This is a genomic window from Thermomonas carbonis, assembly GCF_014396975.1.
Lineage (GTDB): Bacteria > Pseudomonadota > Gammaproteobacteria > Xanthomonadales > Xanthomonadaceae > Thermomonas > Thermomonas carbonis.
The window spans coordinates 554,204-575,475 of the sequence record NZ_CP060719.1 but is presented as its reverse complement, the minus strand read 5'-3'; the positions used below and the strand labels follow the sequence as shown (position 1 = coordinate 575,475).

Annotated in this window: 18 protein-coding genes; 14 read left to right on the top strand and 4 right to left on the bottom strand. The window is 67.8% G+C overall.

Translation table 11 applies throughout. The features are described from left to right. The 4 genes from H9L16_RS02765 to H9L16_RS02750 all read left to right on the top strand — a co-directional run bounded on the left by H9L16_RS02765 (position 1) and on the right by H9L16_RS02750 (position 4,612). Positions 1-669: an IspD/TarI family cytidylyltransferase gene (locus tag H9L16_RS02765; RefSeq protein WP_187553081.1), complete on the top strand. Its 669-nt coding sequence runs from the start codon at positions 1-3 to the stop codon at positions 667-669. Beyond that, complete coding sequence (locus tag H9L16_RS02760; protein WP_187553080.1) at positions 666-1,895, top strand: RuBisCO large subunit C-terminal-like domain-containing protein; 1,230 nt, start codon at positions 666-668, stop codon at positions 1,893-1,895. Before H9L16_RS02765 ends, H9L16_RS02760 begins: the two co-directional genes overlap by 4 nt. 115 nt (positions 1,896-2,010) lie before the next feature. Beyond that, the gene (locus H9L16_RS02755; protein WP_187553079.1) at positions 2,011-2,937 is read left to right on the top strand and encodes a hypothetical protein; all 927 of its coding nucleotides are present in this window, start codon (positions 2,011-2,013) and stop codon (positions 2,935-2,937) included. A gap of 46 nt (positions 2,938-2,983) precedes the next feature. After that, positions 2,984-4,612 carry a phytoene desaturase family protein gene (locus tag H9L16_RS02750; RefSeq protein WP_187553078.1) on the top strand — a complete coding sequence of 543 codons (1,629 nt, stop codon included), beginning with the start codon at positions 2,984-2,986 and terminating at the stop codon, positions 4,610-4,612. Between the two features lie 120 nt (positions 4,613-4,732). On the opposite strand, the gene H9L16_RS02745 is transcribed toward H9L16_RS02750, so the two are convergent. After that, entirely contained in the window at positions 4,733-6,793 is a 2,061-nt protein-coding gene (locus H9L16_RS02745; protein ID WP_187553077.1) for a tetratricopeptide repeat protein, read from the bottom strand. Between the two features lie 101 nt (positions 6,794-6,894). Here H9L16_RS02745 and H9L16_RS02740 point away from each other — a divergent pair, with 101 nt between their 5' ends. After that, the gene (locus tag H9L16_RS02740) at positions 6,895-8,487 is read left to right on the top strand and encodes a flavin monoamine oxidase family protein (protein ID WP_187553076.1); all 1,593 of its coding nucleotides are present in this window, start codon (positions 6,895-6,897) and stop codon (positions 8,485-8,487) included. A 171-nt stretch (positions 8,488-8,658) separates the two neighbouring features. Here H9L16_RS02740 and H9L16_RS02735 read toward each other — a convergent pair whose 3' ends face one another. Further along, positions 8,659-10,143, bottom strand: coding sequence for an AAA family ATPase (locus H9L16_RS02735; protein ID WP_187553075.1), 1,485 nt, complete (start codon positions 10,141-10,143; stop codon positions 8,659-8,661). A gap of 42 nt (positions 10,144-10,185) precedes the next feature. On the opposite strand from H9L16_RS02735, the gene glnE reads away from it, so the two are divergent. Continuing rightward, positions 10,186-12,987 (top strand): bifunctional [glutamate--ammonia ligase]-adenylyl-L-tyrosine phosphorylase/[glutamate--ammonia-ligase] adenylyltransferase, encoded by a 2,802-nt coding sequence (gene glnE / locus H9L16_RS02730; protein ID WP_229796521.1) that lies wholly within the window; start codon positions 10,186-10,188, stop codon positions 12,985-12,987. Here glnE and H9L16_RS02725 read toward each other — a convergent pair. Then, positions 12,973-13,926: a mitochondrial fission ELM1 family protein gene (locus tag H9L16_RS02725; RefSeq protein WP_187553073.1), complete on the bottom strand. Its 954-nt coding sequence runs from the start codon at positions 13,924-13,926 to the stop codon at positions 12,973-12,975. The two genes, glnE and H9L16_RS02725, sit on opposite strands and share 15 nt — an antisense overlap. Positions 13,927-14,042: 116 nt before the next feature. Between H9L16_RS02725 and H9L16_RS02720 the strand changes: the two genes are divergently transcribed. The 8 genes from H9L16_RS02720 to H9L16_RS02685 all read left to right on the top strand — a co-directional run bounded on the left by H9L16_RS02720 (position 14,043) and on the right by H9L16_RS02685 (position 20,328). Then, the gene (locus H9L16_RS02720) at positions 14,043-14,633 is read left to right on the top strand and encodes a malonic semialdehyde reductase (protein WP_187553072.1); all 591 of its coding nucleotides are present in this window, start codon (positions 14,043-14,045) and stop codon (positions 14,631-14,633) included. Between the two features lie 28 nt (positions 14,634-14,661). Then, positions 14,662-15,252 (top strand): YceI family protein, encoded by a 591-nt coding sequence (locus tag H9L16_RS02715; RefSeq protein WP_187553071.1) that lies wholly within the window; start codon positions 14,662-14,664, stop codon positions 15,250-15,252. Between the two features lie 7 nt (positions 15,253-15,259). Then, positions 15,260-15,967 (top strand): pirin family protein, encoded by a 708-nt coding sequence (locus H9L16_RS02710; RefSeq protein WP_187553070.1) that lies wholly within the window; start codon positions 15,260-15,262, stop codon positions 15,965-15,967. Between the two features lie 104 nt (positions 15,968-16,071). Next, positions 16,072-16,266 carry a zinc-finger domain-containing protein gene (locus tag H9L16_RS02705; RefSeq protein ID WP_187553069.1) on the top strand — a complete coding sequence of 65 codons (195 nt, stop codon included), beginning with the start codon at positions 16,072-16,074 and terminating at the stop codon, positions 16,264-16,266. A 13-nt stretch (positions 16,267-16,279) separates the two neighbouring features. Continuing rightward, on the top strand, positions 16,280-17,392 hold the full coding sequence (locus H9L16_RS02700; protein ID WP_187553068.1) for a glycosyltransferase: 1,113 nt from the start codon (positions 16,280-16,282) through the stop codon (positions 17,390-17,392). Beyond that, positions 17,389-18,684, top strand: coding sequence for an O-antigen ligase family protein (locus tag H9L16_RS02695; protein ID WP_187553067.1), 1,296 nt, complete (start codon positions 17,389-17,391; stop codon positions 18,682-18,684). The genes H9L16_RS02700 and H9L16_RS02695 overlap by 4 nt, the downstream gene beginning before the upstream one ends. Position 18,685: 1 nt before the next feature. Beyond that, positions 18,686-19,450, top strand: a complete 765-nt coding sequence (locus tag H9L16_RS02690; protein WP_187553066.1) for a glycosyltransferase family 2 protein — start codon at positions 18,686-18,688, stop codon at positions 19,448-19,450. After that, positions 19,447-20,328, top strand: a complete 882-nt coding sequence (locus H9L16_RS02685; protein ID WP_187553065.1) for a lysophospholipid acyltransferase family protein — start codon at positions 19,447-19,449, stop codon at positions 20,326-20,328. The genes H9L16_RS02690 and H9L16_RS02685 overlap by 4 nt, the downstream gene beginning before the upstream one ends. Here the strand turns inward: H9L16_RS02685 and lpxL are convergent. Beyond that, positions 20,319-21,236 carry an LpxL/LpxP family Kdo(2)-lipid IV(A) lauroyl/palmitoleoyl acyltransferase gene (gene lpxL / locus H9L16_RS02680; RefSeq protein WP_187553064.1) on the bottom strand — a complete coding sequence of 306 codons (918 nt, stop codon included), beginning with the start codon at positions 21,234-21,236 and terminating at the stop codon, positions 20,319-20,321. The two genes, H9L16_RS02685 and lpxL, sit on opposite strands and share 10 nt — an antisense overlap. Positions 21,237-21,272: the final 36 nt, after the last annotated feature.

Here is a 21,272-nt window from a genome sequence, read left to right as displayed (position 1 = left end):
ATGGCGGATGCGGACGGCATGGTGTCTTGCCTGATTCCTGCGGCGGGTACGGGCGAACGGCTGGGCCTGGGGCCGAAGGGCTTGCTGGAGCTGCACGGCCGGCCATTGCTGTGCTGGGTGGCCGACAAGGCCCTGCAGGTGGCCGACGAGGTGCTGGTGGCGGTGCCGTTGGACTGCGTGGAAACCACTGCGGCGCTATTGCCGCAGTGCCGTGTGATCGCCGGTGGCGACAGCCGCCAGGACAGCATCGCCATGCTGGCCGGGCAGGCGCGCGGTGACTGGTTGCTGGTGCATGACGCGGCGCGCCCGTTTGTCAGCCTCGCGCTGTTCCAGCAGGTCATCGCCACGGCAAGGCAACACGGTTGTGCGGGTGCGTTCCTGTCGCCGGCGGTGCCGGTTGCGCGTCTGCGCGAGGGGCGTGTGGTCGAAGCCCATGCCGGCCACGAAGTCGGCATCTTCCAGACTCCGCAGGTGTATTCGCGCGCCGACATGAACAGGATGCTGCAGCATCAGGCCACCGTGCCCGGCTGGTTTGCGCAGTCGGCGGTGCAACTGGCGCTGGCCGCTGGCATCGAGGTTCACGCGGTGCCGGGCGAAGCGCACAATTTCAAGATCACCACCGCCGGTGACTGGCACGTGGCGCAACACCTGGGACATCTGCTGGCATGACTTCCGCACTGCGTCTGCTGGTCGACCATCCGGACCTGTTCCGGTGGGACACCGGCCTCGATCGCGCCGACTACATCGAGGCGCGTTACACCGTGGGTTCGCAATTGGACGGCGAGACCACCGCGGTGGCGATGGCGATGGAGCAGAGCGCGGCGATCACCGCGATCCGCGGATATGTGGAGCCGGATGCGCTGATGCGCGCGAGTACCGTGCGTGTGCTGTCGGTGGACGCGTTGGATGCGCCGGCGATGTCGGATATCGCGCCCTACGATGGCGATCCTGCGCAGCACGACCCCGCGCGCGCGCGGCTATGGCGGATCGCGCTGGCGATCCCGCTGCGCCTGCTGCCTGCCAGGCCCACGCAGCTGTTGAACGGCGTGGTCGGCGACATGCCGCGCTACGGTTTCATCACCCGCTTCCGGCTGGAGGCGCTGGCCTTCCCCGAGAGTGGTTTCGGGCCCGGCCCGGGCTTCGGTGTCGCCGGCTTGCGCCAGCGCTTCGACGTGCCCCGCGGCCCGTTGCTGTGCCGGCCGCAGCGGCCGGCGGTGGGCATCGACATCGACACCATGGCCCGCCTCAACCACGACGTATTGGTCGGCGGTTGCCATCTGGTCAAGGACTGCGAGCTGCAGGCGTTCGCGGATGACGAGGCCTTCGCCGCCCATGTGCGCGCGATGGCCGCCTCGCGCGATGCGGCAGCGGATCGCGCCGGCGAGAAGAAGGGTTACATCGCCAGTCTTGTCTGCGAACCGGACGAACTCGCCTCGCGCCTGCAGATCGCCCACGACGCCGGCGTGGACGGGGTGTTGCTGGCGCCGATGCTGCAGGGCCTGGGCACACTGGCCTGGGTCGCGAAGCAGGGCGGCATGCCGATCCTGGCGCATACCAGTTGTTCCGAACTGTTCACCCGGCATCCGGGATGGGGCATCGCGCCGACGCTGCTCAACGCGATCTTCGAGTGTTATGGCGCGGACATGGTCATTGCGCCCGGCGGCTTCGGTGACGACGGCATTGCAGGTGAATGGTCGCAGCCGGGCGCGACAGCCGCTCCGCGTGCGCTGCCGCTGCTGCAGGGCGGCAAGCAACCCGCCGGGCTGGCTGCATACCGCCGCGCCATCGGCGGCGACGACTACGTGCTCAACGTGGCCTCGTGGCTGGATGTGCACCAGGACGGCGTCGAGGCCGCCGCACGCGCGTTCCGCGCTGCCATCGATACGCAAGCCTAGGCCCGAGACGCGGCGTCCGCGCCAGCACCCCCGCAGCTGCGGGATTCAAGCGCGCATCGCTCGCAGCGACACTTCCGTTGCGGGCGCTTGGCCCGGCAGCGAAGGGAACCGCGACATGGGCAAGCTCAGGACACCGATGATCGCGTTGGCGATCGCCTGCTTCGGCGTGTGCGCCGTCGCGCCGTCACAGGCGCAGGACGCGCCCGTCGTCACCCTGCCGGCGAAGCAGATGGAGGATTACCTCGGCCGCATCCAGGGCAAGGAAGCGCAGATCGCCTACCTGCCGGCCATGCAGTTGCGTTGGGCGGTACGCAGCAAGGCCACCGCCACCGGCGGCGTGTTCCGCAAGCACAAGTCCAGCAAGGAAATCTTCGCGCCGTTCGACCAGGCGGTGCTGGAGCGCGTGCTGGTCGCCTTGCAGGATGATCTTGCCGCGCGTTTCGAGGCGGCCGGCTGGCAGGCCATGACCGCGGGCGAACTCGGCACCGATATGCCGCAGATGAAGACTCTGAAGCCGGATGCGGAGTTGGGTTTGCCGCTGCTGAAGTACAACGACACGGTCAACGCGCAGGACCACGTGGTCGTTTCGCTTCCCGGCACCGCGCCGGTGGATCCGAAGGCGATCAGTAACGGCATGGCGATCCAGCGCTTCCTCAAGGGCAAGAAGGGCCTGAACGCCAACATCGTCTACACCTTCGCGCCCGGTACGGTCGGCGAAACCGATTCGCGCATGCTCGGAACCGAAGCCGGCGCCGGCCTGTGGTTCAACGCGCGCGCCGATTTCAACGGTGCCGAGCGTGGCGGCTGGGGCAACATCAACATCAAGCCAGAGGGTCTGGTGGTGGTGCCGGACATCGGCACACTCGGCGAAATCGCCGGCTCCAAGGCGGGCACGGCGGAGAACGTGATCCGCTTCATCGGCGGCATGGGCGGCGTGGATCGCACCGGTTACCAGATGACCCCCGACTGGGCCAAGGCCGAGGCCGCGATGCTCGCCGCCGGCAAGGCCTTCAACGCGGAACTGGTGGCGCGGCTGAAGTAGGGAGGGGCCTCCAAGGCCGGCTATGCTGCCGGCCTTGGAGGGTTTCATGACGACACCAACGAACGCCGATGTCCTGATCATCGGTGGCGGCCACAACGGCCTGGTCTGCGCGGCGTATCTCGCGGCGACAGGCCTGAAAGTGCGCGTGCTGGAGCGCCGGCACATCGTCGGCGGCGCGGCGGTGACCGAGGAATTCCACCCCGGTTTCCGTAATTCGGTGGCCAGCTACACGGTCAGCCTGCTCAATCCGAAGGTGATCCGCGACCTGCACCTGCACGAGCACGGCCTGCGCGTGGTCGAGCGACCGTACGCGAATTTCCTGCCGTTGCCGGACGGGCGCAGCTTCCGCCTGGGCGGCGGACATACCGAAAGCGAGATCGCGAAGTTCGCGCCGGGCGACGTCGCCCGCTGGGCCGACTACACCGCGATGCTCGACCGCGTGGTGGCGGTGCTGAAGGAACTCATCCACCTCACGCCACCCAACATCGGCGAGCGCATCGCCTTCGCCGAATGGCTCGGTTCGTATGCGGTGGCGAAACGCCTGAAGCATCTCGACCTGCGTGGCCGCCGCGACCTGCTCGACCTGTTCACCAAGTCCGCCGGCGAATTGCTCGACCATTATTTCGAAGGCGAGCCGCTGAAGGCGGTGCTGGGCTGGGATTCGGTGGTCGGCAATTTCGCCAGTCCGTACACCCCCGGCAGCGCCTATGTGCTGCTGCACCACCTGTTCGGCGAAGTGAACGGCAAGACCGGCGTGTGGGGCCACGCGATCGGCGGCATGGGTGCGATCACCCAGGCGATGCGCAAGGAATGCGAAGCGCGCGGCGTCGCCATCGAGACCGGTGCCGAGGTCGTCAGACTCATCATCGAGAACGAGAAAGCCGTTGGCGTCGTGCTCACCGATGGCCGCGAGCTGCGCGCATCCACGATCGTCAGCAACCTCAATCCGAAGCTGCTGTACACGAAGCTCGTGGAACGCCGGCAACTCGACGACGACACCGCGCAGCGCATCGAACGCTATCGCAATGGTTCCGGCACCTTCCGCATGAACGTCGCGCTGAGCGAATTGCCGGACTTCACCGCGATGCCGGGCACCCATCTGCAGCCGCACCACTCCAGCGGCATCCTGATCGGGCCTTCGCTGCAGTATTTCGAGCAGGCGTATTTCGATGCGAAATCGAAGTCGCATAACGCCGGCTGGGCACGCAAGCCGATCGTCGAGGTGGTGATTTCGTCGACGCTCGACGACACGCTGGCGCCTGCGGGCCAGCACGTCGCCAGTCTGTTCTGCCAGCAGGTGAATCCGATCATCTCCGACGAGGACGGCGGCTGGGACGCGCATCGCGACACGGTTGCGAAGCTGATGATCGACACCGTCAACGACTACGCGCCGAACTTCGCGCGCAGCGTGCTCGGCTACGAGGCGTTGAGCCCGCTCGACCTGGAGCGACGCATCGGCCTGGTCGGCGGCGACATCTTCCACGGCGCGCTCGGCCTCGACCAGATGTTCAGTGCGCGCCCGCTGCTCGGGCAGGGCAACTATCGCGGTGCGTTCAAGCAGCTCTATCTTTGCGGCTCCGGCACCCATCCCGGCGGTGGTGTCACCGGCCTGCCGGGACGCAATGCCGCGCGTGAAATCCTCAAGGATCTTGGCAAGGGTCCTCGGCCGGACTAGTCGGCAACGAAGATGCAGGCATCGGGTGTGGCGGGAGTTCGCGCAGCGGCATTTCGAGCCGCGTAGCGAATTCCCGCCACGCCCGGTGCCGGTCACGAACCGGCATCGTGTAAAAGCCTGTTATTCCAGCCACGGATTGCGCATCGGCGCGACCGTCGCATCCTTCGGGGCTGCTTCGATGGCGGCGATCTGCGCCTTCAGTTGCGCAGCGATGCCCGGTTCGACCGGTACCTTGGTCTGCGTCAGCAAGCGACGATAGGCGGCGATGGCCTCGGCGCGCCGGCCTTGGCGCAAATACGCATTGCCCAGTTCCACCCCCGCATCGACCTTCGCGGGTAGCTGCGCGACGACTTCTTCCAGGCGGTCGGAGACCAGCTTCCAGTCGTCGCCATTTTCCTTGTAGATGTAGTCGCTGACCTTGGAGAACATGCTGCCGGCGCGGGTCTGCGGGCGCGTCATCTCGCCGTGCCAGATGCCGACGATGCCGAAGCGCTCGACCAGTGTCATGTCCTTGAACACGACCTGCGGATCCCAGTCCCATTGCGGCCACGGCAGCGTGTCCATCATCGGATACACGAAGTACCCGCGGTAATGACCGGCGACATTGGTGTCGTCCAGCGATTCCACGCGCCGGCGGAAATTCAACTTCCCTGCGCGGATCTGTTGCTCGCCCATCCAGTAGTCGATGTACAGCGGCTCGCCGGAGGGCGCGATCACGCGGTCGTGGAAGCCACGGATCTCGTGGAAGCGCTGGCCCAGGTCGAGACCCTCGTTGCCGAAATAGCGATAGGCGTTTTTGCTGCCGCCGGCAAGCTCGTTGTGGTACTCCCACAGCCGCGGCTCGCGCAGAGTCATGCCTGCGGCCAGCAGATACAACGCCGCCACGCCGATGAGCAGTGGACGCGAGCGCTGTTGCATCGCGATGCCGAGCGCGCCGCCTGCGACGATCGCCATGCCCACCAGCACCGGCAATGCGTGACGCACGCCGCCCCAGATGCCTTCCGATCCCATCAGCGCCACCATGGGGAAGCCGCAGGCCGCGACCACCGCGGCCAGGCTCCAGCGCGCGCTGGGCGGCAATCGCGTGCGCACCAGCAAGGGCAACGCGGCGAGCAGCAATGCCATCAGCGCGAGCGGAAGTTTCGAGGCGATGATCGCCGGCCAGCTGAACCAGGGCGGGTTGCCGTAATAGGTCTTGCCCCAGACCTGGTGCATGCCGATGCCGCGGCCTTCCACGCCGGTGCGGACGGTGTCGGCCAAGCCCCACAGATACGCGCGCGGCAGCAACTGGTGTTCGTCGGCGAAGGCGATCGCGTTGCGCCAGTGCGGCAGTTTCAGTTCATCGATCTTGTCCGCGATCGGCCGGTTGAAGGCATCGCCGCCATCGGCCCCGGCATGGAAGTGCAGTCCGTACATCGACCACAGAACAACCACCGCCAACAACGCCACTACCGAAAGTTGCATAGCGCGCCGGATAAGCGCCATGCCTCCTTGCCGCCAGCCGCAGCACGCCGCGATCACCAGGCCGATGCCGAGCCCGCCCAATCCCGCAAGTGCCGAATGCTTGGACGCCAGCGCGACGCCCATCGCCAGGCCGCATGCGATCGCCCATCGCCAATGCCACGTCGAGGCGAGCAGGCCGGCGCACAGCGCGGCGATGGCGAGCGACAGCGCCAGCGGCAGGTCGGTCATCACCACCGGCAGGTGCGCGCCCACGGTGGGTTCAAGGGCGAGGAACACCAGCGTTCCGGTGGCCCACGCCAGCCCGAACGCGCGCCACACGAGCAGACCCAGCACCGCCAGCATCAGGCAGTGCAGCGTCCACAGCGAGATCCGTGCGCGAACCTGTACGGCGCGTGGGTCGTTGCCGAAGAACATGGTCTTCTCGACCCATTCGCGTTCCTGCGACTTTTCCCGCAGATCCGGCGTGGGTGGCAGGTGGAACGTCTCCGGCATCCACGCGCCGACCCAAAGCTTCACCAGCGGGGGATGCTCGGGGTTGAGATGGAACCCTTCACCGCGCACGTAAGCGGTGCCGGCCACCACGTGCCAGGGCTCGTCCACGGTGAAACTGTCGAGCCTGGTGCCCACCGACGAACGCAGTCCGGCAAGCAACGCGAGCGTCAGCAGCAGGACGATGCCGATCCAGCGCGGGGCAGGGAGATAACGGATGGGTGCCATCGGTAGGGCAAACGCGGGCGAGTCCATGCGCAGGACAGGGCGGTGGCCCGTTCCGTGCCCGCGCCGCGTATTCCCGCTGAAAGGGACATTGGGGAGACACCATGGGACGCACGCCGCTCTTCCGCCTGCTGCAGCGCGCTGCCGCCATCGCCCGCGCGTCGCGCCACCAGCGCATGCCGCTGGACGAATTCGTTGATGCGGTGCACGCGCAGCGGATCGACCGCCGCCGGCGCCGCCTGCTGCAGGGCGCGGGAGCGAGTGCATTGCTTGCCGGTTGCAGTTCGGTGCCCGCACCGATGCGCGCCGGAGCCGCTGACGAGGTCGTCATCGTCGGTGCCGGCATCGCCGGACTCACCGCGGCGTGGCGATTGCGGCAGCAGGGCGTGCGAGTGCGCGTGTTCGAGGCGCAGGAGCGCATCGGCGGACGCATGCTCAGCCTGCGCGATCCGTCTTTGTTCCCGAATGGCGCCGATGGACAGGTGATCGAACTCGGCGGCGAACTGATCGACACCGGCCACGCGCGCATCCGCGCATTGGCGGGCGAACTCGGCATCGCGCTGGACGACCTGCTGGATGGCGACCGCGACCACGAGACCTGGTTCTTCGATGGCCGCGCGATCGGCGAGGCCGAACTGGTACGCGCCTTCGTGCCGGTCGCCGCGGCGATCGAGCGCGACCTCGCCTCCGCCGGCGATGGCGCCTACGACCATACCGACAGCAACCCGGCGTTCCGCGCGCTGGACGCGATGAGCATCAGCCAGTGGTTCGATCGCAACGGCGTGACTGGCTGGCTGCGCAAGCTGCTGGACGTGGCCTACACCACCGAGATGGGGCTGGAGATCGACCAGCAGTCCGCGCTGAATTTCCTCACCTTCGTCGGCACCGAGGACAAGGACGCGTTCAAGATCTTCGGCGAGAGCGACGAACGCTTCCACGTGCGTGGCGGCAACGATCTGATCCCGCGCACGCTTGGCACGAAATTGACCGATGCGATCGAACCCGGCCATGTGCTGGAAGCGATCCGTGGCGAGGCCGGCGGCTATGTCCTGACCTTCCGCAAGGGCGCGACCTCGCGTGAGGTACGTGCAAGGCAAGTGATCCTCGCGTTGCCGTTCACGCTGTTGCGCAAGGTGCGCGTCGATGTCGAATTGCCGGCATTGAAGAAGCACGCCATCGAACAACTCACCTACGGCACCAACGCCAAGCTGATGATCGGCTTCGAGCGGCGCACCTGGCGCGAGCACGGCGCGAACGGCGCATCGATGAGCGACCTCGCCTACCAGACCACGTGGGACACCTCGCGCAAGCAGGCCGGCATCGCCGGGGCGCTGACCAATTTCACCGGTGGCCGGCACGGTATCGAACTGGGGCAGGGCACGCCGAAGCAGCAGGCCGAAGCTGCCGTGCGCGACCTGGAGCGCCTGTTCCCGGGCATAGCCGCCGCGCGCGGCAATGCCCGCGAGGCACGCATGCACTGGCCGAGCAATCCGTGGGTACTGGGCAGCTACGCCTGCTTCCGGCCCGGCGACTGGGCGGGCCTGGGTGGGGTAATGGGCGAGTCCGTGGGCGGCCTGCACTTTGCCGGCGAACATTGCTCGGTCGAAGCGCAGGGCTTCATGGAGGGTGGCTGCGAATCCGGCGAGCTGGCGGCGCAGGCCGTGCTGGCGCAGCGGGGCATCGCACGCGCGGCGTGATTGCTGCACCGCGCGGTGCAATTTTGCAGTGCAGCGTGCAAACCACCTAACGAATCCTTCACAGTCGCCCCGCGTCCCGACGTGGGGGAGGGAGCAAGCCCGCTGAGACTTCGGTCTGAGCGGGCTTTTTTATGCCTGTCGCCTTTTCCGGCCGCGACGCCGGCGTGGCGATCAGTCCGCCGGCACCGTGCGCGGCAGCGCCCATTCGCGCAGCGCCTGCACCTGTTCCGCCATCAGCACCGACAGCGGGCGGGTGTCGCGGATCGCCTGCATCAGCGTGGTGGTATCGAGCCCGGCCCCAGTGGCATGCGCGGCATACAGCGCGCTGACGATGACCTGTTCGATCTCCGCGCCGGAGAAGCCATCGGCCGCGGCGGCCAGTGCCGACAGGTCGAGATCATCCTTTGCCAGCGAGCGCCGGTCCAGGTGCAGGGCGAAGATATCGACGCGGGTGGCCGGGTCGGGCAGGTCGATGAAGAAGATTTCGTCGAAGCGACCCTTGCGCAGCAGTTCCGCGGGCAGGTCATGCACCTGGTTGGCGGTGGCGACCAGGAACACCCGCGACTTGCGCTCGGCCATCCAGGTCAGCAGGTAACCCAGCACCCGCCGCGACAGTCCGTCGCTCTCGCCGTTGCCGGCGGCCAGGCCCTTTTCGATCTCGTCGATCCACAGCACGCAGGGCGCGAGCTGTTCGGTGGAGGCGAGCGCGGCACGCAGGTTCTTCTCCGTTTCGCCGTGGTACTTGTCGTACAGGGTGCCGAAGTCCAGCCGCACCAGCGGCACCCCGAACCCGCCGGCCACCGCCTTCGCCAGCAGCGACTTGCCGCAGCCCTGTACCCCAAGCAGCAGCATGCCCTTGGGCGGTTCCAGGCCGGCTGGCGGCGGGTCCTGCACGAACGGCAGGCGCCGCTGCTCGACCCAGCGTTTCAGCCGGCGCGCGCCACCGACGTCGGCGAAGCGGGCGGTGTCGTACTCGTAATGCAGGTGGCCGCTCTTGTTGAGCAGCTCGAACTTCAGCCGCGAAAGTTCCGGCAGGTCGCCCGGTCCCAGCGCACCGTCGCGGTAAATGAGGTGGCGAGCGATCCGGCGCGCGTCGGTCAGGCTCATGCCCTGCAGGTTGCGCACGATCTGGCGCACCGCGTCGGCATCCACTTCGACCCTGCGGCCACCGTTCTGCGCGGTGTAGGCCGCGGCTTCCTCCTTCACCAGCTTGAGCAGCGCGTTGGCGTCGGGCAGGCGCAGCGAGACGCGCACCGCGAACGGTTCCAGCGCGGCCGGCAGTTCGACCTTGGTGCCGATCAGCACCAGCACGTGCGGCTGGCTGCCGCGGCGCTGGATCAGGTCGCGCAGCGCGCGCTGGTAGCTGGCGTAGCCGAGGTAGGGATGCGCGTCCAGCAGCAGGTAGATGCCGCGCTGGCTCGCATTGCGGATCTCCTGCAGGGTCGCGCTGAGGTCGGGCGCGATGCCCTCCTCGTCCTCGCGATCCATGTCGATCCGGCGCAGCCCTTCGGTCACCGACCAGCGATACAGCGCACGCCAGGCATGCATCAGCGATTGCCGGAACAGCTCGACCACGCGCGCTTCGTCGGGCGTCTCGATGACCAGCAACGGGGTGTCGGCGCGGATCAGCGCGACCAGGTCCTGCAATTCACTCATGGCCGGCACCATAGCGGCGGCCACGCGATGCCACAATCGGGCATGGATCTCGATCACGCGGACGACTTGCGGGACATCGCGCAGCGCGCCTGCTCCCGACTGCGCGCGGCGGGTTGCGCGATCGATGTCGCCGACGAGCCCGCGATAGGCAAGCTCGCCATCGCCAGCGAGTTCGCCATCGCCACCCTGGTGCGGCAGCCGACGCTGCTGGCGACACTGCAGGCCGACGCCGCAACGCCGCTGCCGCTACCGATCTTGGATGCCGGCAACCGTGCCGATTGGGCCCGCCTGTTGCGCCTGCACCGGCAGGCGGAATCGACTCGAATGGTGTGGCGGGACGTCATCCAAGCCGCACCGGTCGAGGAGATCCTTGCCGCCAGCACCGCCCTCGCCGATGGCTGCCTGCAGCTGGCGCTGGACGCGCTGGAAGCAGAGATGGTGCAGCGTTTCGGCGTGGTCCGCGCGGCCGACGGCAGCGTGCAGCGGCTGGTCGTCTTCGGCCTGGGCAAGCTCGGCGGTGGCGAACTGAACTTCAGTTCCGATGTCGACCTGGTCTATGCCTACGAGCACGAGGGCGAGTCCGATGGCGCGCGTTCGCTGGATGCGCAGGACTGGTTCGCGCGGCTCGGCCAGCAACTGGCCAAGCTGCTCGACGAAGTCACCGCGGATGGATTCTGCCACCGCGTCGACCTGCGCCTGCGTCCGTTCGGCAATGCCGGCCGCGTCGCGTTGTCGTTCGCGGCGATGGAGCACTACTTCCTCACCGAGGGTCGCGACTGGGAACGCTATGCCTGGCAGAAGGCGCGTCCGGTGGCCGGTGACCTGGGCGCCGGCGAGCGGCTGCTGCAGGCGCTGCGCCCGTTCGTGTATCGGCGTTACCTGGATTACGGCGCGCTGGACGGCCTGCGCACGATGAAGGCGGCGATCGCCGCCGAGGTCGTGCGCAAGGACATGGCCGACGACATCAAGCGTGGCCCCGGCGGGATTCGCGAGATCGAATTCCTGGTGCAGGCACTGCAACTGATTCGCGGCGGGCGCGAACTCGCGTTGCGTGATCGCCGCCTGCTGCCGGCGCTGCGCGCGCTGGTTTCGGCGGGCCATATGGATGCCACGACCGGCGACATGCTGCTGGAGGCCTACCGCTTCCTGCGCACGCTGGAGAATCGCCTGCAGATGCTCGGCGACGCGCAGACCCATGCCCTGCCCGGGGATGCGCTGCGGCGCGCGCGCATCGCCGACGGCCTGGGTTATCCGCACTGGCAGGCCTTGCTGGATGCGCTGGCGGTGCAGCGCGAGCGTGTATCTGGCGAATTCGATGCGCTGCTGGCGGCACGCCGCGAGGCGACTGGCGACAGCGACCTGGCCTCGTACTGGCGAGGCCTGCCCGATGCCGGCGATGGCGCGGTGCTGGCGGCGGCCGGTTTCGAGGCCGGCGAAGACCTGCATCGCAGCCTCGCCGACTTCGCCCGCGTGCCGGCGGTGCGCACCTTGTCCGACGCGACGCGCGCGCGCCTGGATCGCGTGCTGCCGGCGTTGTTGCAGGCCGCCGTCGCATCGCCGCATCCCGATGCCGTGTTGCGCCGACTAGTGCCGTTGCTGCACATGCTGTTGCGCCGCGCGAGTTACCTCGCCCTGTTGGATGAACAACCGGTGGCTTTGCATCGCCTCGTCGACGCGTTGTCGCGCAGTGCCTTGCTGGGTGAGCGATTGGCCGCGCATCCCTTGTTGCTCGATGAATTGCTCGATGTGCGCATCGGCGGCGAACTGCCCGGGCACGCGGCGATGCATGCAGCCTGTGCAGCCGCGCTAGGCGATACCGATGTCGACACCGAAGCCGCGCTGGACGCGCTCAACGAAATCCGCCAGGCCTTGAGCTTCCGCATTGCCTTGGCGCTACTCGATCGCCGCATCGAAGCGCAGGAGTGCGCGCGTCTGCTCGCCTGGCTGGCGGATGCGGTGGTCGATTGCGTGCTGAAGCTCGCGCTAGCCGGCATGCATGCGTCGCACGGGCGTATCGACGGCGCACGATTCGCGGTACTCGGCTACGGCAGCCTGGGTGGCGAGGAACTCGGCTTCGGCTCCGACCTCGACCTGGTGTTCCTGTACGACGCGCCCGAGGCGGCGATGTCGGACGGCGCGCGGCCACTGGACGCGCCGCGCTGGTTCGCCCGGCTCGGCCAGAAGATCGTCGCGCTGCTGGATACCCGTACCGGCGCTGGCCGTCTGTTCGAGGTCGATGTGCGCCTGCGCCCGGACGGCGCGAAGGGCCTGCTGGTCTCCAGCCTGGCCAGCTTCTCCGAATACCAGCGCGAGCGCGCCTGGACCTGGGAACACCAGGCGCTGGTGCGCGCGCGCGCGATTGCCGGCGATACCGCGTTGCGCGATGCCTTCGACCTGCTGCGCAGCGACGTGCTCGCGCGTGATCGCGACATCCAGAAGTTGCACGAAGACGTGTTGGCGATGCGTCGACGCATGCGCGCGGAACTGGATCGCAGCGATGCCGCGCTGTTCGACCTCAAGCAGGGCGACGGTGGCCTGGTCGACCTGGAATTCCTGCTGCAGTTCCTGCTCTTGCGCGAAAGCCGCGCGCATCCCGGCCTGCGCACGCCGCGCGCGTCACCGGCGATCATCGATGCACTGCATGCCGCCGATGTGTTCGATGCCAACACCCGCGCGGCCCTGCAGGTCGCGCATGCCACGCTACTCGATGCCGGCTTGCGCTGCACCCTTGATCGTCGCCCGCGCCGCGTCGCGCGCGACGAACGCATCGAACTTGCGCGCGAGGCGATCCGCGATGCCGTGCGCGCGCGGGGATTGCAGTTCGAGGCATCAGGCCAGCGGTAAGCCCAGTCGCCGTCGTACCTCAGCCGCCACGCGTGCGGTCTCGCGCAATGGTTCGATGGCAAACGGCAAAAGTGCGTCGTCCAGTCCGCGCACGCGTCTGCTGGCACGCAGCGCATCGAGGAATATCCGCAAGCGTCCGCGGGCAACACCCGCCGACCATACGAACACCGGTGCCGGGGTGGCTGCGGCTTCGCTGAGCATGTTCACCGAGTCCGGGGTGCAGACGATGCGGTCGGCGTGCGCCAGCAGGCCGGCGTAGGGATTCGGCCCGTCGCGTTCGTCGCGCCAGCGGATGCCGGGAATGTCGGCAGGCACCGTGGTCAACATCGCGCGCCAGCGTTCCGGGGTGCGTCGCGATGCCACCATGCTGAAGCTGCCGTTTTCGCGGAGTGCGTGCGCTGACAGCTGCGCAAGCAGTGCAGCGAAGGCAGCATCGTCCAGTGCCGCATGCCGGGTCGGGCCACCGACCAGCAACAACGTGTGCGGCGATGGCAGTGCCGCGAGCTGCGGCGCCTCCTTCCGCGCCTGCGCCAGCCACCGGTCATCGACCGGATGCAGGCTGCCCAGCGTCGTGATGACGTTGTCGCCGCGCAGGCTGTCGTGTTCCGGTGCGACGACGAGATCCCAGTGGCGAGTGTCGATGCGCGGGTCGAGAATCTGCACGGATTGGCTGCCGCGCGCGCGCAACAGCCGCGTCGCCAATGCCGCCTGCCGGCCGCAACCGATTGCGATGTGCGGCGGATGCTCGCATCCGGCACGGAAGGAGTGGCCGAATGGATCAGACAGCAGCGGCCAGGTGCGGGGCGCGAACCGACGCGCCGCAAGGTTCGGTTGCAACACGAATTCGCGTGCGTCGTCTGGCGCCAGCGCTCGCGCCAACGCAGTTGCCTGGCGCGCATTGCCGGCTCGGCCATCGTGCAGGGCGAGCACGCGATTCATCGGCGAGAGCACCGGGGTTGTTCCATGGATGGAACCGATCCGTTCCTTTCTCGGCGCATTCGCTTCACTCGTGGAACTCTACACTGTGCGCTTCCGCACCCCGCCACGAGGATCGCATGACCCAAGCCCTGAACGATGCCGCGCTCGACCAGTTGTTCCGCACCGCGCGTACCTACAACGCATTCACCGGCGAGGTGTCCGACGAGACCCTGCAGCAGCTCTACGGCCTGCTCAAGTTCGGCCCGACCGAGGCCAACACCACCCCGGCGCGGATCGTGTTCGTGAAGTCGGAGGAGGCCAAAGCCAAGCTGGGCCCGGCGCTGAGCGAAGGCAACTACAAGAAGACGATGGCGGCACCGTGCGTGGCCATCATCGGCTATGACATGCGCTTCTTCGACAAGCTGCCGGTGCTGTTCCCGCATGTCGATGCGAAGCCGTGGTTCGAGCATCGCGACGAGGCCGACCTGGCCTGGGTCGCGAACCGCAACAGCAGTCTGCAGACCGCCTACCTGATCCTTGCCGCACGTTCGCTGGGCCTGGATTGCGGGCCGATGACCGGCTTCGACAACGCCAAGGTCGACGAGGCATTCTTTGCCGGAACCCCGGTGCGTTCCAGCATCCTGGTCAACCTCGGCCAGGGCGACCCGGCCAGCATCTTCCCGCGTTCGCCGCGCCTCGGCTTCGACGAAGCCTGCCAGATCCTCTGATCGCCACACCCATTCCCGGAGATTCACCATGTTCAAGAAACTGCTGCTCACCGCCGCCCTGGTCGCCGCCAGCGCCAATGCCTTCGCCGCCGGTGTCACCTACAAGCTCGACCCGACCCACACCAACGTGCTGGCCAGCTGGAACCACTTCGGCTATTCCAACCCGTTCGCGAACTTCGGCGATGTCGATGGCACCCTGGTCTACGACGCCGCCGATGTGTCGAAGTCCAGCGTCGAAGTGACCCTGCCGCTGTCCGGCCTGAACGGCTTCAGCGACAAGTTCAACGCGCACCTGCGCAGTGCCGATTTCTTCGATGCCGGGAAGTTCCCGACCGCGACTTTCAAGAGCACCAAGGTCGAGGCCGCCGGCAACGGCAAGCTGAAGATCACCGGCGACCTGACCATCAAGGGCATCACCAAGCCGGTGGTACTGGATGCGACCCTCAACAAGGCGTCGGATCACCCGATGAAGAAGGTCCCGGCGATCGGCTTCGACGCCACCACCACGATCAAGCGGACCGACTTCGGCGTGGGCGCGTATGTGCCGAACGTGGGCGACGAGGTGACCCTGCGCATCACCACCGAAGCGACCGCGCCGAAGGCCGACGCCGCCAAGTGATGCCGCGATGATCATCGAACGCCCCTCCAACGCCCGTGGCGAGGTGAGCCTGGGTTGGCTGCAGAGCCGGCACACATTCTCGTTCGGCCATTACCACGACCCGGCCTGGATGGGCTTCGGGCCGTTGCGCGTTATCAACGACGACACCGTCGCCCCCGGCGGCGGTTTCTCGCCGCACCGCCACGCCAACATGGAAATCATCAGCGTGGTGCTGCAGGGCGCGCTGGCGCACCGCGACAGCACCGGCACGGTGGGCGTGATCGAGGCTGGCGACGTGCAGTGGATGAGCGCCGGCCACGGTATCGAACACAGTGAGTACAACGGCTCCGATGCCGCGCCGGTGCATTTCCTGCAGATCTGGATCCAGCCGGACCGGCTCAACGTGCAGCCCGCGTACGCGCAGCAGCGTTTCGAGCCGGCCGACCGGCGCGGGCGCTGGGCCGTGCTGGTGTCGCCGGATGGCGCGGACGGGTCGATCGCGATCCGCCAGCAGGCCACCCTGCGTGCGGCCTGCCTGCAACCCGGTGACGATGTCACCGCCACGCTGGATCAAGCGCGCCTGTACTGGGTGCATGTGGCCACTGGTGAAGTCGCGATCGGCGAGCGCGTGCTGAAGGCCGGCGATGCGCTCGGTTTCGTGCAGGAATCCGGCAATCTGGCCGTGCGCGGCATCGGCGACAGCAGCGACGTCTTGCTGTTCGACCTGCCGGCATAGGCTCGTCATCCCGGGCTAGGCCGGGATGACAGCAAAAAGCGGATGACGGCAAAAGTACGGCGTGCAGTAAACTGCTGCGGTTCCCGCCACCGCGCCGCATCGCCATGACTGATACCGCCTCGTCGCCAGCCAATGCCCAGCAGCGTTATGAGGTGCATCGCGCCGACCTGCCGCTGAGTTGCCCGCAGCCATCGATGGCGTTGTGGAATTCGCATCCACGGGTGTACCTGCCGATCGAGGAAGAGGGCGGGCAGAGTCACTGCCCGTACTGCGGCGCGATCTACGTGCTGGTGGACTGACCGCGTAGCGACGATGCGCCGCCTGACCGTGGTGCAACTGCTGCCGGCGCTGGACGCGGGCGGCGTCGAACGTTCCACCCTCGAGATCGTCGAAGCGCTGGTCGCCGCCGGCCATCGCGCCATCGTGGTCTCTGCCGGTGGGCGCCTGTTGCCGCAGCTTGAAGCCGTCGGCGGCGAACACGTCCAGCTCGACATCGGCCGCAAGTCGCTACTGGTGCTGCGTCATGTGCATGCCTTGCGTGGGTTGTTCCGCGAGGTCGATGCCGACATCGTCCATGCGCGTTCACGACTGCCGGCGTGGCTGGGCTGGTGGGCGTTGCGCGGCATGCATGGCAAGGCCCCGCATTTCGTCACCACCGCGCATGGACTCAACTCGCCCTCGCGCTACAGCGCGATCATGGCCCGCGGCGAGCGGGTGATCTGCGTCTCGCAGACCGTGCGCGATTACCTGTTGGCGCAGTATCCGGTGACCGATCCGGCCCGATTGACTGTGATTCCGCGCGGCATCGATCCCGCGGCTTTTCCGCGCACGCCGCATCCGGATCGCGCATCGCGCGCGCGCATCGCCGACTTGCATCCGCAACTCGCCGGCGACGGCCCGCTGCTTTTGCTGCCCGGTCGTGGCACTCGCCTGAAGGGCCATGCCGATGCGATAGCATTGCTTGCCCGGCTGCGCGCCAATGGCAGTGACGCGAGGTTGTGGATGCCGGGCGTGGTGCAGGCCGCGCGCGAGGAGTACCTCGCCGAACTCAACGCCATGACGTGCGAGGTCGATGTCGAGGACGCCGTGGCGATGACCGAACCGACATCGGACATCGCGCTTGCCTACGCCGCCAGCGACATCGTGCTGCAACTCTCGCGCAAGCCGGAGGCATTCGGCCGCACCGTGATCGAAGCCTTGGCAATTGGTCGACCGGTGCTGGGCTGGAACCATGGCGGCGTCGGCGATTTGCTGCGCGAATTGCAACCCGAGGGTGCGGTCATGCCCTTCGATGGCCATGCGTTGCGGCAACGCGCACGGGTGCTGCTCGCGAATCCGCCGACATCACCGGCTACGATGCCGTACACATTGCAGGCGATGCAGGAGGCGACCTTGGTGCAGTACCACGCACTGGTGCAGGCATGAACGACGCAACGCAGGCCGTGCACGGCTGGCGCTGGGCCCCGGCGTGGGTGCTGGCCTTCGTCGCCTTGTGGCCGGCACCGGGCTATGCGGAAGGCGTGCTCGCGCTGGGTGCTTTGGCGGGCCTGATCAAGCTGGTCGGCAGCCGCTTCCGTGGCGGCAATGCGCTGCTCAGTGGGCCGGCGTGGGCGCTGACCAGCGTGCTGTTCTTCGCCTACTGGTTGCCGGAGGCGTTCTCCGCTGTCGATGCGATGGATCGCGGCCGCGCATTGCGCGAGGCGCTGGTCGACCTGCGCTATCTGCCATTTCTGTGGATCGTCGCCGCCGCGGTGGCGGACGATGCCGGCCGCCGTCGCACCTTCGGCGGGCTGGCGATCATCGTCGGCGTGTGGACGCTGGATGCGCTCATCGAAGCCGCGACTGGCACGAGTCCGTTGTTCAGCGGCATCGATGCCGCCAAGCGGGCGATCAGCGGGCACGGCATGTGCACCGCGGCACAGGTCGCGGCGGCGGACCGGCTGGCGGGCGTTCTGGGGCCGTGCAACCTCAAGCTCGGCATCGTCCTGGCCAGCCTGTCGCCGTTCGCGCTGGACGCGATGCGTCGGCGCTTCGGTCGGCTTGGCTGGCTGGGCGCTGCAGTCGGCATCGGCCTGGTGGTGTTGCTGGCCGGCTCGCGAGCGTCGTGGCTGACTTACGGCCTGGTGTTGCTGTGGACCGGCTGGCGCACGCTGGGTCGGAAGAAACTATTGATGGTGTTCGCACTGGGCGCATTGGCGCTGGTCGCGACCACGCTGATGGTGCCGCAGGTGCGCGAGCGCATCGAACGCACGACACACGTACTCACCGCCGATTCCAAGGGCATGGACACCGCGCTGTCCGGACGCACGCGCATCTGGTCGGCGGCGCTGTGCATGGCGGGCGAGCATCCGGTCAACGGTGTCGGTGCGCGCGGCTTCCGCCACGCGTTCCCGCCCTGCGACCCGCAGCCCGGCGTGATCGCGGCGTGGGGCGAAGGCGCGGCCCTGCATGCGCACCAGTTAGTGCTGGAAATCCTCAGCGAAACCGGTGGCATCGGCCTGTTGCTGTGGCTGGCCGGCGCGGCGCTGGCCTGGCGCGCGTGGCGCTACGCCGATGCCGCGGCGCGCGATCGCGCCCGCCCGGCGATGCTGGCGCTCGCCGTCACCGTATTCCCGCTCAACACGCATCTGGCCTCGTATTCGACGTTCTGGGGCGGCGTGCTGCTGCTGCTCTCCGCCCTGTATGCCGGCAGCCTGCTCGGCCGCGAGCAGGACTGAGATGTCGTTGCGCATCTCGGCGGTGGTGACCACGCTGGACAACGCGGCCACGCTGGATGCGTGCCTGGCCAGCCTGCGTTTCTGCGATGAAATCGTGCTGCTGGATTCGGGTTCGACCGATGCCACCCTGGAGATCGCGTCGAAGCACGGCGCGCGCATCGCGACGCAGCCGTTCGCCGGTTACGGCCCGCAGAAACAGGCGGCGATCGAACTGGCGCAAGGCGAGTGGATCCTGTTGCTGGATGCCGACGAATCGCTGGCCGAGGACGGCCGCGCGACGATCCAGCGCGAGCTCGCCGCGCCGCGCGCCGATGGCTATCGCCTGCCGCGGCGCGAATGGCTGTTCTGGCGCTGGCCGCATCCGGCGACGCGGCCCAACTGGCAGCTGCGGCTGTTCCGCAAGGCGCACGGGCGCATGAACATGGTGCCGGTGCATGCGGCGCCGGTGGTGGACGGCACCGTCATCGACCTGGATGCGCCGTTCCGCCATTACGGCGAGCCACGACTCGCGGATCGCGTCGACAAGGTCAACCGTTATTCGAGCGGACTGGTCGAACACAAGCGCGAACGACGCGTGCGCTTCATCGGCCTGCGATTGCTGCTGTATCCGCCGCTGGTGTTCCTCAAGCTGTATCTCGGCAAGCGTTATTTCCTCAACGGCTGGGCCGGTTATTTCGCCGCGCGCACACAGGCGTTCTACGCGTTCCTCAAGTACGCCAAAGTGCTGGAAGCGACGCGCGATCCCGGCCGCGGCCCGCGCGCATGACGCGTTGCTGGCATGGCCGCGCATTCGCGGCGCTGGGTCGGTGGGTCGCCGGGCGCTCGCCGGCGAAAGCGCAGGCATTGGCGCGCGGGCTGACGCGATTGCCATGGATCAATGCGAAGCGCCGGCGGATTGCCGCGACCAATATCGAATTGTGTTTCCCGCAACTGGACGATGCCGCGCGCAAGGCGTTGTTGGCGAACACGCTGGTCTCGAACACCACCGGCGTGCTGGAAACCCTGCGCGGCTGGTTCGCCACGCCTGCGCAACTGACCGCGCACGCGCACATCGTCGGCCTTGAACATTTGCATGCGGCAATGGCGGAAGGACGCGGCGTGGTGGTGGTCGGCGCGCACTACGACGGCATCGAACTGGCGATGCGCCATGTCGCCGATGCCAGCGGCCAGCCGATGCCGATCCTGGTCCGTCGCAACAACGATCCCTGCATCGAGGCCGTCATCGCGGAAGCCCGTAGCACGTATGCCGGCAAGACTTACGACAAGAAGGACATAGCCGGCTTCACTGCGGCCGTGCGCGCCGGGCATGGCGTGTTCTACGTGCCCGACCAGAATGCGGCGCGGCGCACCGTGTTCGTGCCGTTCCTGGGCGTGCAGGCGGCCACGCTGGGGGCGATCGGCGGCGTGCTGCAGCGGTCTGGTGGGCGCGTGCTGTTGATGTGGGCGCGGCGCGATGCCGACGGCCGCCAGCACATCGACCTGCAACCGGCCTGGGAGGGCTGGCCAGGCGCAGACGACACCGAAACGGCGGCACGTTACATGACGTGGATCGGCGAGCGCCTGCAGGCGGCACCCGAGCAGTACCTGTGGGTGCATCGGCGATTCAAGACGCGCCCGCCGGGCGAACTGCCGGTCTATCGGTAAAGCGCGTTGTCGGGCTGGTCGGGCTGGTGCTTGAAGCGACGGTGGATCCACAGGTATTGCGTCGGCGCGGCGCGGATCATCGTCTCGATCGCGGTCATCACCCGCGCGGTGTCGGCGGTCGCATCGGCCGAAGGAAACGCCTCGAACGCAGGCGTCAGTCGCAGCGTGTAGCTGCCGTCGTCGTGGCGCACATGGGCGAAGCCGAGTACCGCCGCGCCGGACAAGCGCGCGAGTTGGTGGGTCGAGGTCAGGCTGTACGCGGGCCGGCCGAAGAACGGCACGAACACGCTGTCGCCGCGGCGGGTGTCCTGGTCGGGCGCGAACCACAGCAGCCCGCCCTGCTTGAGGTGGCGCAACGCGGGGCGCAGTTCCTCGCGGGTGAACATCGCGCTTGCATAGCGCAGGCGTCCGCGCAGCACCGCCCATTCCATCACCGCGCCGTCGTGCGGGCGGTACATGCCGGCCAGCGGCGCGTGGTCGCACATCAGCCGCGCCGCCAGTTCCAGGGTGATGAAGTGCCCGGAAATGATGATCACCCCGCGGCCGCCGGCACGCGCGGCTTCGAGATGCTCCAGTCCTTCGACAACGACCTTGCCGCGCATCGGTTCGACCGAGCCCCACCAGGCCCGCGCGAATTCGAACAGGCCGATGCCGAGTTCCTCGAAACTGCGGCGCAGCAGCGCGGCTTGCGCAACGACATCCAGTTCCGGGAAACACAGGGCGATGTTGCGCGCGGCGACGCGCCGACGGCTGCCGAGCAACGCCATCAACAGCCTGCCGATGCCGCGGCCCAGCACGCGCTGCAGCGACCACGGCAGCCGCGCCAGCAGTGCGGCGATGCCGATGCCCAGCCACGCGGGCCAGTGGCGTGGGCCACGAGGCGGCGGTGTGCGGACGACATCGTTCATTCGGGGGATTCTACTGGCGCGCGCGGCTTCGCTATC

Coding starts and splice junctions, on each gene's coding strand:
- H9L16_RS02725 (WP_187553073.1), bottom strand. CDS start 13,926: ATGAATCGCGTGCTCGCCCTGCACGATGGCCGAGCCGGCAATGCGCGC.
- H9L16_RS02710 (WP_187553070.1), top strand. CDS start 15,260: ATGATCATCGAACGCCCCTCCAACGCCCGTGGCGAGGTGAGCCTGGGT.
- H9L16_RS02700 (WP_187553068.1), top strand. CDS start 16,280: ATGCGCCGCCTGACCGTGGTGCAACTGCTGCCGGCGCTGGACGCGGGC.
- H9L16_RS02715 (WP_187553071.1), top strand. CDS start 14,662: ATGTTCAAGAAACTGCTGCTCACCGCCGCCCTGGTCGCCGCCAGCGCC.
- H9L16_RS02735 (WP_187553075.1), bottom strand. CDS start 10,143: ATGAGTGAATTGCAGGACCTGGTCGCGCTGATCCGCGCCGACACCCCG.
- H9L16_RS02720 (WP_187553072.1), top strand. CDS start 14,043: ATGACCCAAGCCCTGAACGATGCCGCGCTCGACCAGTTGTTCCGCACC.
- glnE (WP_229796521.1), top strand. CDS start 10,186: ATGGATCTCGATCACGCGGACGACTTGCGGGACATCGCGCAGCGCGCC.
- H9L16_RS02740 (WP_187553076.1), top strand. CDS start 6,895: ATGGGACGCACGCCGCTCTTCCGCCTGCTGCAGCGCGCTGCCGCCATC.
- H9L16_RS02690 (WP_187553066.1), top strand. CDS start 18,686: ATGTCGTTGCGCATCTCGGCGGTGGTGACCACGCTGGACAACGCGGCC.
- H9L16_RS02705 (WP_187553069.1), top strand. CDS start 16,072: ATGACTGATACCGCCTCGTCGCCAGCCAATGCCCAGCAGCGTTATGAG.
- lpxL (WP_187553064.1), bottom strand. CDS start 21,236: ATGAACGATGTCGTCCGCACACCGCCGCCTCGTGGCCCACGCCACTGG.
- H9L16_RS02755 (WP_187553079.1), top strand. CDS start 2,011: ATGGGCAAGCTCAGGACACCGATGATCGCGTTGGCGATCGCCTGCTTC.
- H9L16_RS02745 (WP_187553077.1), bottom strand. CDS start 6,793: ATGGCACCCATCCGTTATCTCCCTGCCCCGCGCTGGATCGGCATCGTC.
- H9L16_RS02685 (WP_187553065.1), top strand. CDS start 19,447: ATGACGCGTTGCTGGCATGGCCGCGCATTCGCGGCGCTGGGTCGGTGG.
- H9L16_RS02765 (WP_187553081.1), top strand. CDS start 1: ATGGCGGATGCGGACGGCATGGTGTCTTGCCTGATTCCTGCGGCGGGT.
- H9L16_RS02750 (WP_187553078.1), top strand. CDS start 2,984: ATGACGACACCAACGAACGCCGATGTCCTGATCATCGGTGGCGGCCAC.
- H9L16_RS02760 (WP_187553080.1), top strand. CDS start 666: ATGACTTCCGCACTGCGTCTGCTGGTCGACCATCCGGACCTGTTCCGG.
- H9L16_RS02695 (WP_187553067.1), top strand. CDS start 17,389: ATGAACGACGCAACGCAGGCCGTGCACGGCTGGCGCTGGGCCCCGGCG.